Annotated in this window: 12 protein-coding genes; 11 read left to right on the forward strand and 1 reads right to left on the reverse strand. The window is 44.1% G+C overall.

What is annotated here, in order from left to right:
- Positions 1–17: 17 nt before the first annotated feature.
- From GTH32_RS15160 to GTH32_RS15210, 11 genes are all read left to right on the forward strand, one after another.
- Positions 18–395: a hypothetical protein gene (locus GTH32_RS15160; RefSeq protein WP_014951214.1), complete on the forward strand. Its 378-nt coding sequence runs from the start codon at positions 18–20 to the stop codon at positions 393–395.
- A 72-nt stretch (positions 396–467) separates the two neighbouring features.
- Positions 468–1,865, forward strand: a complete 1,398-nt coding sequence (locus GTH32_RS15165) for a TolC family protein (protein ID WP_163087293.1) — start codon at positions 468–470, stop codon at positions 1,863–1,865.
- A complete protein-coding gene (locus GTH32_RS15170; protein ID WP_163087295.1) occupies positions 1,858–2,787 on the forward strand; it encodes an efflux RND transporter periplasmic adaptor subunit in 930 nt (309 codons plus the stop codon). The genes GTH32_RS15165 and GTH32_RS15170 overlap by 8 nt, the downstream gene beginning before the upstream one ends.
- 60 nt (positions 2,788–2,847) lie before the next feature.
- The gene (locus GTH32_RS15175; RefSeq protein ID WP_163087297.1) at positions 2,848–5,958 is read left to right on the forward strand and encodes an efflux RND transporter permease subunit; all 3,111 of its coding nucleotides are present in this window, start codon (positions 2,848–2,850) and stop codon (positions 5,956–5,958) included.
- A 108-nt stretch (positions 5,959–6,066) separates the two neighbouring features.
- Positions 6,067–6,699, forward strand: coding sequence for a cation diffusion facilitator family transporter (locus GTH32_RS15180; protein ID WP_163087299.1), 633 nt, complete (start codon positions 6,067–6,069; stop codon positions 6,697–6,699).
- 256 nt (positions 6,700–6,955) lie between these two features.
- Positions 6,956–7,312, forward strand: a complete 357-nt coding sequence (locus tag GTH32_RS19390; protein WP_203565513.1) for a hypothetical protein — start codon at positions 6,956–6,958, stop codon at positions 7,310–7,312.
- Positions 7,313–7,471: 159 nt separating this feature from the next.
- Entirely contained in the window at positions 7,472–7,615 is a 144-nt protein-coding gene (locus tag GTH32_RS15190) for a hypothetical protein (RefSeq protein WP_163087181.1), read from the forward strand.
- Between the two features lie 888 nt (positions 7,616–8,503).
- Complete coding sequence (locus GTH32_RS15195; protein ID WP_246223282.1) at positions 8,504–8,788, forward strand: hypothetical protein; 285 nt, start codon at positions 8,504–8,506, stop codon at positions 8,786–8,788.
- A 105-nt stretch (positions 8,789–8,893) separates the two neighbouring features.
- Positions 8,894–9,391 carry a DUF411 domain-containing protein gene (locus tag GTH32_RS15200; protein WP_163087301.1) on the forward strand — a complete coding sequence of 166 codons (498 nt, stop codon included), beginning with the start codon at positions 8,894–8,896 and terminating at the stop codon, positions 9,389–9,391.
- Positions 9,391–10,053 (forward strand): TolC family protein, encoded by a 663-nt coding sequence (locus GTH32_RS15205; RefSeq protein WP_246223283.1) that lies wholly within the window; start codon positions 9,391–9,393, stop codon positions 10,051–10,053. The genes GTH32_RS15200 and GTH32_RS15205 overlap by 1 nt, the downstream gene beginning before the upstream one ends.
- Positions 10,053–10,517, forward strand: coding sequence for a hypothetical protein (locus GTH32_RS15210; RefSeq protein ID WP_203565514.1), 465 nt, complete (start codon positions 10,053–10,055; stop codon positions 10,515–10,517). The genes GTH32_RS15205 and GTH32_RS15210 overlap by 1 nt, the downstream gene beginning before the upstream one ends.
- Here GTH32_RS15210 and tnpC read toward each other — a convergent pair.
- Positions 10,491–11,987 carry an IS66 family transposase gene (tnpC, locus tag GTH32_RS15215; protein ID WP_163087303.1) on the reverse strand — a complete coding sequence of 499 codons (1,497 nt, stop codon included), beginning with the start codon at positions 11,985–11,987 and terminating at the stop codon, positions 10,491–10,493. The genes GTH32_RS15210 and tnpC overlap by 27 nt on opposite strands.
- Positions 11,988–12,336: the final 349 nt, after the last annotated feature.

Consider the following 12,336-nt stretch of genomic DNA (forward strand, 5'->3'; position numbering starts at 1 on the left):
TTGGTAAACTTTCATACATGAAAAATCTAAAACGCATAAGTTACATCGTGATCTCGCTGATACTCTTTCAGTCGTTTTCTGCTGTGGCGAATTCGTTAGATTTTCATGCAATAGACATTCAGCACTTGCAACACGAGCATAAGCATTCTGAGCACGAGCAAGTGCAGTCTGAGCTGTCTGCCAATGAAACCAGTGATAAAGTAAGTACAGAGCACCACAATCCTGCTGATTGTCACCATTGCGGCCACTGCCATGGCACACATGCACAATGGGTCAGTCAGAGTCATATCAACAGTCTGAAAACAGTGGTTTCAGTCCACAATTTCAACTATTTAGATGCGGTAATTGACGCACCTATTAACCGCTTACTTCGCCCCCCCAAAATTACTTCCTAGTACGTTTTTTCGATAGCACCGCGCTGATAACACTCGCGATGCTAAATATTGATAAATTATTAGGATATTCCAATGAAAATGTTTCCTATTTTCGGGCATGCATCTGCCATTGTGTGCAGTTGCATACTGGGCTTATTACTCAGTCCACCGACCGCTCATGCGGCGAAAACCAACAGATTTGTAGACAAAAGTGCCCAAGCGCCCATACGAGAAACGCTGACTCTTGAGGACGCTATTAGACTAACACTTGCCAATAATCCAAGTCTGTATGAGTTTAAATTTAAACAACGTGTTATAGACGGAGAGTCAAAAACGGCGGCGCTTAAACCCGCATTGAATGCAGGGGTTGAATTAGAGAACTTTTTGGGAACTGGCGAGGTATCAGGTCTCAAAGAGCTTGAAGTTACCTTGACATTATCATCAGTGTTACAGCTCAATGATAAGCCAGCAGCAAGGTTGAATGTACTCTCTGAACGAAGAATACAGCAAGATGTTGAAAAGCGAATACTCACCTTAGATATCCTCGGTGAGCTTAATCGTCGTTACATCAAAGTACTCGTATTGCAGGCGAACTTAGACGTCATAAAAGATGCAGAGGCACTTGCACTTTATACATTGAATGCCGTAACGAAACGCGTTGAAGCAGGCGCGTCCCCCTTGTTAGAACAAAAACGTGCCCAAGCTGCGCTGGCCCAAGCAAAGCTCGATGTTAATCTAGCTCAACAGGACCTAACGTTTGCCTTGCGCAGTTTATCCATCATGTGGGGGGAGCAGGTACCGAGCTTTAAGCGTGTGGAAGGCGATCTTTTTGCTTTTAACAAAGTTGCGTCGTTTGATGCGCTGGCAGTCGCAATCCAAAATAGCCCTCACATTGACCTATACGCTAAACAAAGCCGTGTGCAAGCGGCGCAGCTTCGTTTAGTGCAAGCGAATAACCGCGCTGATATTGAGTGGTCAGCGGGGCTTCGCAGAATGCAAGGTATTGATGAAACAGCACTGGTTGCCGGAGTAAGCGTTCCATTGTTTCAAAAAGAACGAAACCTTGGTGAATATGAAGCAAACAGGGCACGTCTTGACGCAATAGAGCAGCAAAGACAAAGCAACGTTCGCAGCCTATTACATTCAGTTAATCAAGCGTTAGGCGAACATACACGAGCATTGCTAGAGATTGACACACTTCAGCGCAAGGTAATTCCTCCGTTAAAGGGCGCGTTAGATTTAGTCGAGAACGCATACTTAGACGGCCGTTTCAGCTACTTGGAATGGGTAACTACTCGACAAGAATTTCTGACAACCCGGCTGACATTAATAGAGGCAGCGTCTCAAGTTCACTTAAGCAAAACAGAAATTGAAACACTCACAGGTCTCGCGCTGACGACTGAGCACAATGATGACTCAACGCTCTCAAGGCACCAAAACAATTGGCAGCAGTCATCTAACATTTCGATAAGAAGTCATGATTATGAATAAATTCACTATACAAAACGTACTTATTTCTATCTTCACCCTTAGCCTTTATAGCCTAACCGCAATCGCAGAAGGTAAACACAGTGGTGTAAGTTCCAGCGATCAAGACAATCACGCAGGTGAAGTCGTAAGAATGAGCAATGAAACAGCAATTCAGAATGGTATTTCTGCAACTCCCGTGCTCGCACGCGATATTGCGTTAACGAGTACGCTTTATGGGCGAATTAGTGCAGACCCCGCCTCATTAAGTCATATAAGAGCACGGTTTGACGGTGTTATTAAAGATGTAAAAGTCAACATTGGCGACTCCGTTAAGAAAGGTGATATTTTAGCGGTTGTTGAGTCCAATGAGAGTTTAAAAAGTTATTCCATCACGTCGCCTTTTGATGGCAATGTGATTGCGCGACATGCGAATAATGGTGAGTTATCAAACGGGCAAGTACTTTTTTCGTTAGCTAACTATAAAAACGTATGGGCACAGCTGACCGTTTTTTCACAAATGCTTAGCAGCATCAAGGTTGGACAGTCAGTTGAACTAAGCCACGCAGGTTTCAACCAAACCTCCAAGATTGCTTACATTACGCCTTCAGCTGATGGCAATCCACACTCTCTTGCCAATGTAACTGTCGACAATAGTACTGGATATTGGCCACTCGGTACGCTGGTCAAAGCACAAGTTACGACGTCAACTAAGTCAGTAAGTCATTCGGTTCCTCTATCTTCTGTGCAAGAGTATGAAGCCAAACAAGTTGTTTTTGTGGTTGAGGGTGATGAGTATGCGCCCAGAGCAGTAGAGCTTGGTGTCTCAGATGGTCGCTATATCGAGGTCATCAGTGGCCTTGAAGCAGGCGAACGCGTCGTGGCTTCCAATAGCTTCATAATTAAAGCAGATTTGGAAAAATCGGAGGCAGGCCATGATCATTAATGCCTCACTACAACTGATATTTCCCTGTCAAATGGCGTGTAGTTCTAAGGGAGGTTTAAGATGCTAGTTTCCATTATTCGTACCGCAATCGAAAAGCGCGGTATTTTTCTGATGCTTTCCTTTTTGGTGATTGGATTAGGCCTATTCAGTTATCAAAAGCTGCCTATTGATGCCGTACCCGATATCACCAACGTTCAGGTACAAATCAACACACAAGCAGAAGGTTATTCACCGCTTGAAACTGAACAACGTATCACCTTTTTGGTAGAAAACGCTTTGGCAGGATTACCAAACTTGGACTACACACGTTCACTATCGCGCTATGGCTTATCACAAGTGACGGCCGTTTTTGAAGAAGGCACGGATCTCTATTTTGCCAGAAACCTCATAAACGAACGGCTAGGCATTATCAAAAGCCAATTGCCCGATGGTATTGAGCCTAAGATGGGGCCGATTGCCACAGGTTTGGGTGAAATTTACATGTACACGCTTAGCGCGAAGCCCGGCACAGTAACTGTCGATGGCAGAAAATTTGATGCAATGGCGCTTCGAGAGTTACACGATTGGGTGGTGAAACCTCAACTGGCCTTGGTTAAAGGGGTAACAGAGGTTAATGCTATTGGGGGGTTTACCAAACAGTATCATGTGAAGCCTAATCCTCAACTTATGCTTAATTACGGCGTTAGTACTGACGATTTATTGCGGGCATTAAATCGAAATAACGCTAATCAGGGCGCTGGGTACATTGAACGCAACGGCCAGCAAATACTAGTACGTTCACAAGCGAGACTTTCGAGCGTTGAGGACATCAGTAACGTGGTGGTAACGCTTACAAACCGATCTCCCGTTACGGTAAATGACATTGCAGAGGTCGCCATCGGTAAGGAGCTTAGAACGGGCGCTGCAACACGAGAAGGTCAAGAGACGGTGTTGGGCACAGCTATGATGCTAATAGGCGAAAATAGCCGAGCTGTTGCACTAGACGTGGCTGATAAAGTGGATGAAATCCAAGCAAGCTTGCCAGAGGGCGTAATTATCCAAAGTGTATACGATCGCACTACGCTCGTGGATAAAGCCATCAATACAGTACAAAAAAACCTTGTTGAAGGCGCACTACTCGTTATTGTTGTCTTATTTTTATTGCTGGGCAATATACGGGCAGCAATTATCACCGCCGCTGTCATCCCACTTGCCATGCTTGCCACAATAATAGGCATGGTACAAACGGGTGTTAGCGCGAACCTAATGAGCTTAGGCGCGTTAGACTTTGGACTGATTGTCGATGGAGCGGTTATTATCGTCGAGAACTGTATTAGGCGATTAAGTGAATCGCAGCGGCGAACGGGTGCAATACTGCCTCTCAGAGAACGTCTTGAAGTCGTATTTGAGGCAACGAATGAGGTGATACGCCCAAGTCTATTTGGCGTGATGATAATCACGATTGTGTACATTCCTATCTTTAGCTTAACAGGTGTCGAAGGGAAGATGTTTCACCCAATGGCGGCTACCGTAATATTGGCATTGCTAGCGGCAATGGTATTTTCAATCACCATTGTGCCCGCAGCCGTTGCTATGTTTATGTCAGGCAAAGTCAGTGAAAAAGAGAGTCCAATAATCACTGGGGCTAAATCAGTTTACCGCCCTGTATTGGAGTGGGCATTAAAATTACGATGGTTGGTAGTAGGTGCAGCAACATTACTCGTAGTTATCAGTGTTTGGTTTGGGATGCGCCTAGGTTCTGAATTTGTGCCGCAACTAGATGAGGGTGACATAGCCCTTCATGCAATGAGAGTGCCCGGCACAGGAATTGAACAAGCTGTCGATATGCAAAAACGGCTTGAACAGGTCATTATGCAATACCCACAGGTAAACACCGTATTTGCTAAAACGGGTACTGCTGAGGTGGCTACTGATGCTATGCCACCCAACGTCACTGACACTTTTGTAATGCTAAAACCAATTGATGAATGGCCAAACCCTGCATTATCGAAAGCGGAATTTGTCGAGCAATTGGAGAGGGAGCTTCAAAATGTACCCGGCAATAACTATGAGTTTACGCAACCCATACAGATGCGCTTTAACGAATTGATTAGTGGCGTCAGGGCAGATTTAGGGATCAAGATATATGGTGATGATCTGGATAAGCTACGGGATTCAGCTGGTGATGTTTTAGCCGTATTACAAGATATTCCGGGCGCTGCTGATGCACGAGTAGAACAAGTAGATGAGATCCCCATCTTCACGGTGAACCCGAAACCTTATGCGCTGGCGCGTTACAACTTAGACGTAACTGACTTGCAAACGTGGTTAAGTGCATCCGTTGGCGGCAAAGAAGCTGGTTTGGTATTTGAAGGCGACAGACGCTTTGAGATTGTTGTTCGTTATCCTGAAGAGATTCGCAGTGACTTAGAAGCGCTGAGAAATATCCCAATCATGACCAATGATGGTGAGTATGTGCCAATCGCAGAGGTGGCTGAGCTTGAATATACCAATATTCCCAGTCAGATAAGTCGAGAAAACGCAAAGCGCCGTATCGTCGTCACAGCAAATGTGAGAGATCGTGATTTAGGCTCTTTTGTAGATGATGCTAAAGAGCAGATCGCCGCCAATGTGGTACTGCCAAGTGGCTACTGGATAAGTTATGGCGGTACGTTTGAGCAATTGGAAAGCGCAAGTCAGCGACTGAGTTTGGTTGTGCCCGCAACGCTTTTTCTGATCCTTGCATTACTTGTGATTGCATTCGGCTCAGTCAAAGACGCCATGATAATTTTTACAGGCGTCCCTTTGGCATTAACTGGCGGCATCTTTGCACTTTGGATCAGAGATATGCCTCTTTCAATATCCGCAGGGATTGGTTTTATCGCGCTCTCTGGTATTGCTGTATTGAATGGACTGGTGATGCTGTCTTTTATCAGGCAGAGGATGGAAGAAACTGGCGAGTTAGTAAACTCGATTATTGATGGAGCAATGACTCGCTTGCGGCCAGTACTGATGACCGCGCTAGTGGCGAGCCTTGGTTTTGTGCCCATGGCGCTTAACGTAGGTACTGGCGCAGAGGTGCAGCGACCTCTGGCAACGGTGGTCATTGGTGGGATCATATCCTCTACCTTATTAACTCTGGTTGTACTACCTGTACTCTATAGACTCGTTCACAGCAAAACTGCGATCTAATGTTAAGGGCTTTCTGATTGATGACGAAAGCCCTTATTTCGAATTATCCAGAACGGCGAAACTAGAATATTGTCGTGTCGTTCATTTTTTGACGTTGCAGGAAAAAGTATGGAACCAACAAGAAAAAGTGATTTAAAAAAGGCGAGAAAGCTTCAAATATTAAATGTCATCTATGATGCAATTGAAGTAATGGTCGCTTTAATAGCAGGGATAACTGCCAATAGTTCAGCGCTCATAGGATGGGCATTGGACAGCACAATAGAGGTGATAAGTGCTGCCACCCTTGGCTGGCGTCTACACGGTGAGCTTAAAGGAATTGATGAAGATCAGGTAAATAGACGGAAGAAAATTACTCTCTACGTGATTGCAGTATCATTTATTTTGGTCTGCATATTTATATCTTATGATTCAACTACAAAACTTCTTAGTCAGCAAACTTCAAGCTGGAGCACTATGGGGTTAGTCATTTTAGTTACTTCTTTGCTTATCAACCCTATTCTTATTTATTTCAAAAGAAAATATGGTCGTAAGCTGGACAGTCCAGCGTTGCTTGCCGATGCCAAAGATACCTTTATCTGTTTATACCAAACTATTGTTGTTCTTGCTGGTTTGCTATTGGTAAATTGGTTTGGCTGGTGGTGGGCAGATCCTGTGGCGGCGTTGCTCATTGTACCTTATGCAGCAAAAGAAGGTTGGGAGGCCTACACTAAAGCAAGAAAAATCAACGTTGATAAGAAGTAACAGGCGTATAGACGTTTACAATACATTCTCTCAAAACTGACGTTATTCATTTTGTAAAAACTATAATAGTTTCTTAATTACTTAGATTTTTATCAGGTAATGCTGTTAGTGGAGCAGTTCTATACTTCGGTGATCGCAGTACTGCACATAAGGTAATGATCCATGCATCCAATGGTTAAAATACAAATACACAGGAAGCCATAGCGCTTTTAACTGAATCAGGGTTAGATTTACATCGTGCTAAAGGAGGGGAAACATGAGTGAGTTTTTAACGCAATGGCAAGAGGCCGCCCACACTACTCTGGGCCTATTCTGGATGGCTTTTTGGGCCTTCGCGCTTGGTTATTTAATAAGCTCAATGATCCAAGTTTTTGTCGCCAAAGAGAGAATGCAAAAATCCATGGGGGAAACCGGACCCAAAAGCGCCCGCTTCGCCCTAGTTAAAGGTGATCTGCGCGGCATCCCCAAGGCTCGCTGCTTGTCCGAAACTACCATGCGCAATATATGCCAGAATCTGTTTCTTGCGTTTGTTTACCAAGCTTCAGGCATACCGATAGCAGTGGGGGTCCTGCACTCTATGGTTTCGGAGGTTCGGCCCATAACTAATACTTAGACCAAAGACAAACTTAATTTGTTCTGCTACGTTAATACTTTCCCGGTCAGCAATCGGGATAAATATACTACGATGTTTCAATTTGACGTCATTATCGCTTAGACGGTCTATGTAAATGCCCTGCAATAAAGGGTTGATAAATTACGGAGTACATAAATCATGATGAATTGTATGGGAGAGACGATGGGTGTTGGAATGATGATAGGCATGGGTTTGATCTGGCTACTGGTAGTGGTAGTCCTAATCGGGGCAGTGGCAGCGTTGTGGAAATACTTGCGTTCAGACAAAGCGCGTGATGAATAGAATTAAACGTTTGTCTGTAAGCCCGGAAGCAAATGTGATGCTCTTTTCCTTTTTGGTAAATTTTGTCTGGGAAATGTGGCAGGTTCCCTTTTATAAGAGCCTGCCCACGATAGACCACATGGACGCAGTGCGTATCTGTACTCAGGCAAGTACGGAGATGGCGTGATTAGCTTACTCGCCTTCTGGAGTGCTGTAGGTGTGATGCGTTCACGCCGATGGTTTCTATCGCTGACCTCGACCTCCGTTGTGACATATTGGGCCGAGGGTATCGTCAACACAACTCCAATGGAGTGGTTTGCCACGGGGTTTCTCAATCGTTGGCAATACTCAGCAGCAATGCCTCGACTACCATAATAGGGACTGGCTTACTTCCGCTATTACAGTGGACGCTGCTTCCAGCGATAATCCTTTTTTTGGTGCAACGTCAAGTGCGAGGAACAGAAAAATGAGCGCGGCATAAGCTTGAGATAAGTTAGTCCGCATTCCAGTAGCCCGTCACTCTGGGGCAAGTATTAATGCAATTTTTAGGTGACCCGTCTAGCTGTGGCCACGGTAAGTTTTACGTTTGGCCCAGATACCATCGATACAATTAATTATATCCCGATTTTGGAACGTCTCGACGTCTGGTTGTCGGTGGAAAATATAGAAAAGTTGAGCCTGTTAATGGAAGTATTTTCTAAGCTATAGTTCTCTGGTCACATAGTATTTATCAAAATTTCAACAAGGAATGCTCTGCCTATTTACACAAGCAAGGTGTTTCGTGTATCGTATCAGAAGTATTTTTAAGAGAATTTTATGTTTAAACCACTTTCAAAAGTCTTAGTTGTTGTTGCTATGCTTACTGCCTTTGTTGGGTAAGAATTGGCTTATACATCTATGTCTTGTGAAATGTCGGCAGATTCTCATCAATCTCATATGACTATGGAACACTCTTCAATGAAGTCTCATGAAGGTATGGAACATGGTGATATGAAGGCTAGTGCTTCAAGTTCAAAAGACTGCTGCGACGTAGACTGTATTTGCCCTGCAAATGCATGTACATCAGTCACATTTTTGAATTCAAACAATGGTTCACCTGATATTTTGGGCTTTACTGAAGCTATAGTGAACCAAGGCGCTGAACACCCAAAGTCAATGTCTACTTCCCTTTTCCGCCCACCAATATTTGCCTAACACAGGGTTAGTGCGTCCAAAATTTACGCACAGAATAACTTTTCTTGTTAATTAATCAAGCGCAGTTGCGCCTAAATACTGTCCAGCATTGTCTGGGGGCAAAAAATGATCAAAATATTTTTTAAGCTAGTGGTAGCTGTACTGCTAATACCACCGTTTACCCACGCTACCGAGCATAATCATGAAAGTCATGTCGAAGCAAAGCTAATCGAGTTATTAGTTTACAAAACTCCGACTTGTGGATGTTGCAAAAAGTGGATAACCCATATTGAAGATGAAGGGGTGATTGCGCACTCCAAAGATTACCGCAACATCTCCAATATAAAAACTAAGTACGGTATCAAACCTAATTATCGCTCTTGTCATACAGCCGTTACTAGAAATGGCTTTGCGTTTGAAGGGCATGTGCCTGCCAAATTCTTAAAACAATTTTTAGCTGAAAAACACAACAACGCCATTGGTTTGTCAGTCCCAGCGATGCCTGTTGGCTCTCCGGGGATGGAAGTAGGTGAACGTTTTATGCCTTATAACGTGTTGATTCTATTTAAAGATGGTACTAGCGAAGTGTATGCAGAGGTGAAATCCTATGAGGAGCAATTCTAATGAAATTTGGAATTCCAAGTCTATTAAACATTACTGTTAGTTTAATGATCGGGTTTTCTGCATTTTATGCCCAAGCAGAAAAGATTATTTCACTTGATCAGGCGATAGCATTAGCACAGCAAAATGACCCTTGGCTGCACGGCAGCAAGTTGAAACAGCAAGCTGTTGAGTATAACAGTATAGCTTCTGGAACATTGCCTGACCCTATTATGTCTGTGGGCATGATGAATTTACCAACAGATACATGGAACTTAGATCAGGAAGGTATGACTCAATTTAAAGTTGGAGTTTCTCAAATGTTTCCTAGAGGAGATAGTTTGGAACTCAAACGACAACAGCTAAAAATCGAATCAACTAAATACCCGCTGTTACGCGAAAATCGTAAGGCGAAATTGAAAAGTGAAGTTTCCCAACTTTGGTTAGACGCTTTTCTAGCGCAACAAACCATTAAGTTAATCGAGAACGATTGGGAACTATTTGAGCAGATGGCGGAGATAGCAAAAGCCAGTTACTCAAATGTGATTGGAAAAACAAGACAACAAGATGTCATTCGAGCACAACTAGAAATCGTTCAATTGGAAGATAGGTTGACAGTCCAGAGGCAAAAATTAGAAACCTCAATTGCTCGTCTAAACGAATTTATATCTGGAATACGGTCATAGTGCTGACGAAAACTGCGTTCTACGTTGGCTTTGCCTGTATTGCTGGATATACATTTTTTGGCAATGTGTACGGCGGTAATACTTTGGAAAATGGAGAAAGAAGATCATTTAGTCAGATAACCCTTATTACCGCCTTAATAGCTTTTCTAGCAAATGCAATTTGGTTCTTTGCTAACACTGGCGCAATGGTTGAAGAAGGAATAGTAGGAGCGCTAGACCTAGATATGATTAGTATCATCTGGGATTCGTCAATAGGCGATACCACACTATGGCGCTCGATTGGCCTGATTGGGGTTGCGATAGTAGCGATTTTTTCTCAATTTTGTGTTTGGAAGCTTACTAAATATGTCTTAAACGCCGTGCTTGTCATATGTCTATTTTTTCTTTCTTATTCATTTACTTTGGCTGGACACGTTGTAAGCGTCCGGCAATACCACCTATCGCTTAGCAAACTGCCATGGTAGCAGTTGCTCGATATCGACGTCGGGCTTGCTGAGTTCATCAAGGCAAGTCATCACATACTCGAACACATTGAGGTCGTTAGCTTTAGCGGTTTCGATGATACTGTAGAGCATTGCGCTGGCGTTTGCGCCCGTGGCGGTTTGACTAAATAGCCAGTTTTTTCTGCCTATCACGAACGGTTTAATCGCGCGCTCAGCGCGATTATTATCAATCTTTAGTTGGCCGTCGAGTGTATAACGTACAAGCTTTTCCCATTGGTTCAAGCAGTATTGTATCGCTTCGCCTAATTTGGTTTTCGGTAACACTTGTTGAACTGATTTCATTAGCCATGCGTGAAGCTGATTGAGCAACGGTAGGCTCTTTTCTTGTCTGGTAAGGTAGCGCACTTCGACCGTTTTATCGTTTAGCTGCGTTTCGATGCGGTAGAGCTTTTGGATATGATTGAGTGCCCAATCTGCTTTTCCGCTGCCTTTCTTACCCGCACCTTTTTTGGCTTCCATGAACTTACGACGTGCATGTGCCCAGCAACCGATAAGGGTCGCTTGCGTTTGCTCGTAGCCTTGATAGCCATCCACTTGTAAGTAGCCGTTATAGCCATTAAGGAAGTCTACTGCGCATTGCCCAGCGCGACTATTGTGATAATCGTACAACACGATATTGGATGTCGCTGTATCGGGGATATTACCGCTAGGTGAATCAGCGCCACTGGCGTACAACCACATATAGCTGTTCGCTTTTTCAGACTCAACCACTTTTAGCGTGGTTTCATCCGCCGCGATAACAGGTTGCTTTAACAGGTGTTGATGAAGCTGCTCATAAAGCGGTTTAAATAACTCAGCGCAGCGGATTGTCCAATCAGCCATTGTCTTACGGCTTAATTCAATACCGTGCTGTTTGAACATCGCTTCTTGTCGATAAAGCGGTAACCCATACTGATATTTGCTGGTGATGATTTGACTTAACAAGCTTGGCGTTGCGTAGCCTTTTGGAATCACGCTGTGAGGTACGGGCGCTTGTTTAATCGTGTTGCTGATACCGTCCTTTTCACAGGTACGGCACGCATATTTAGGGCGAACATGCTCTATTACTTTAACCTGTGCAGGAATAAACTGAAGCTTCTCTGACTTATCTTCACCAATGCGATGTAATTCGCCCGCACAACAGCCACAGATTTTTTCTTCGTCGCTAATATCGTGAACGATAACTTCACGAGGCAGGTCTTTAGGTAGCGGTTTACGTGTGGGCTTTTTGCGGGTATAGCTAATCGTTTCTTCGGCTGTTTCAGATTCAACAACCAGTTCTTCCGCTTCGTTAAACAACTCACCTTGCCCAGGGTGGCCTTCGGTACTTTTTCCGAACTGCTTGTGCTGGGCAACACGGAACTGTTCTTCTAAATAGGCAATTCGCGCGCTCTTCTCTTCAAGAAGCGCTTCAAGTTCAGCGATGCGGGATTGGTATTCTTTCTCGTTCATACCGCTATTATCCCGTATTAAGCTGCTGATTACCTTACATTATTAAGACTATTTCGTGATCGTTAATCGCTACTTATGATCACAGGTTATAAGCCGGATGCGTTGTAATGCAACGGTTGATGCCCTATGACATCGTAGCCCGATAACAGCCATTGTAGCTGCTTTTCACTCATATGCATCTGTTTTAAGTTCGCATCGACAGGCCATTTAAAGCGATGTTTTTGTCGAGTAGCCAGACCCGATTACTCGAGCCCAGCCCTCTAAGAACGGTACGTGCGAGTTTCCCCGCATACCGCTCAAGTCGTTATAACGCCATGTAGGATGGCGCAGCAGTATTTTTACTTTTATG

This window comes from Alteromonas profundi, assembly GCF_010500865.1.
GTDB lineage: Bacteria > Pseudomonadota > Gammaproteobacteria > Enterobacterales > Alteromonadaceae > Alteromonas > Alteromonas profundi.

What these genes read in the sequence shown, in the direction of transcription:
- GTH32_RS15160 (WP_014951214.1), top strand. Translation starts at nt 18, where the DNA reads ATGAAAAATCTAAAACGCATAAGTTACATCGTGATCTCGCTGATACTC.
- GTH32_RS15180 (WP_163087299.1), top strand. Translation starts at nt 6,067, where the DNA reads ATGGAACCAACAAGAAAAAGTGATTTAAAAAAGGCGAGAAAGCTTCAA.
- GTH32_RS15170 (WP_163087295.1), top strand. Translation starts at nt 1,858, where the DNA reads ATGAATAAATTCACTATACAAAACGTACTTATTTCTATCTTCACCCTT.
- tnpC (WP_163087303.1), bottom strand. Translation starts at nt 11,987, where the DNA reads ATGAACGAGAAAGAATACCAATCCCGCATCGCTGAACTTGAAGCGCTT.
- GTH32_RS15190 (WP_163087181.1), top strand. Translation starts at nt 7,472, where the DNA reads ATGATGAATTGTATGGGAGAGACGATGGGTGTTGGAATGATGATAGGC.
- GTH32_RS15195 (WP_246223282.1), top strand. Translation starts at nt 8,504, where the DNA reads ATGTCGGCAGATTCTCATCAATCTCATATGACTATGGAACACTCTTCA.
- GTH32_RS19390 (WP_203565513.1), top strand. Translation starts at nt 6,956, where the DNA reads ATGAGTGAGTTTTTAACGCAATGGCAAGAGGCCGCCCACACTACTCTG.
- GTH32_RS15200 (WP_163087301.1), top strand. Translation starts at nt 8,894, where the DNA reads ATGATCAAAATATTTTTTAAGCTAGTGGTAGCTGTACTGCTAATACCA.
- GTH32_RS15175 (WP_163087297.1), top strand. Translation starts at nt 2,848, where the DNA reads ATGCTAGTTTCCATTATTCGTACCGCAATCGAAAAGCGCGGTATTTTT.
- GTH32_RS15165 (WP_163087293.1), top strand. Translation starts at nt 468, where the DNA reads ATGAAAATGTTTCCTATTTTCGGGCATGCATCTGCCATTGTGTGCAGT.
- GTH32_RS15205 (WP_246223283.1), top strand. Translation starts at nt 9,391, where the DNA reads ATGAAATTTGGAATTCCAAGTCTATTAAACATTACTGTTAGTTTAATG.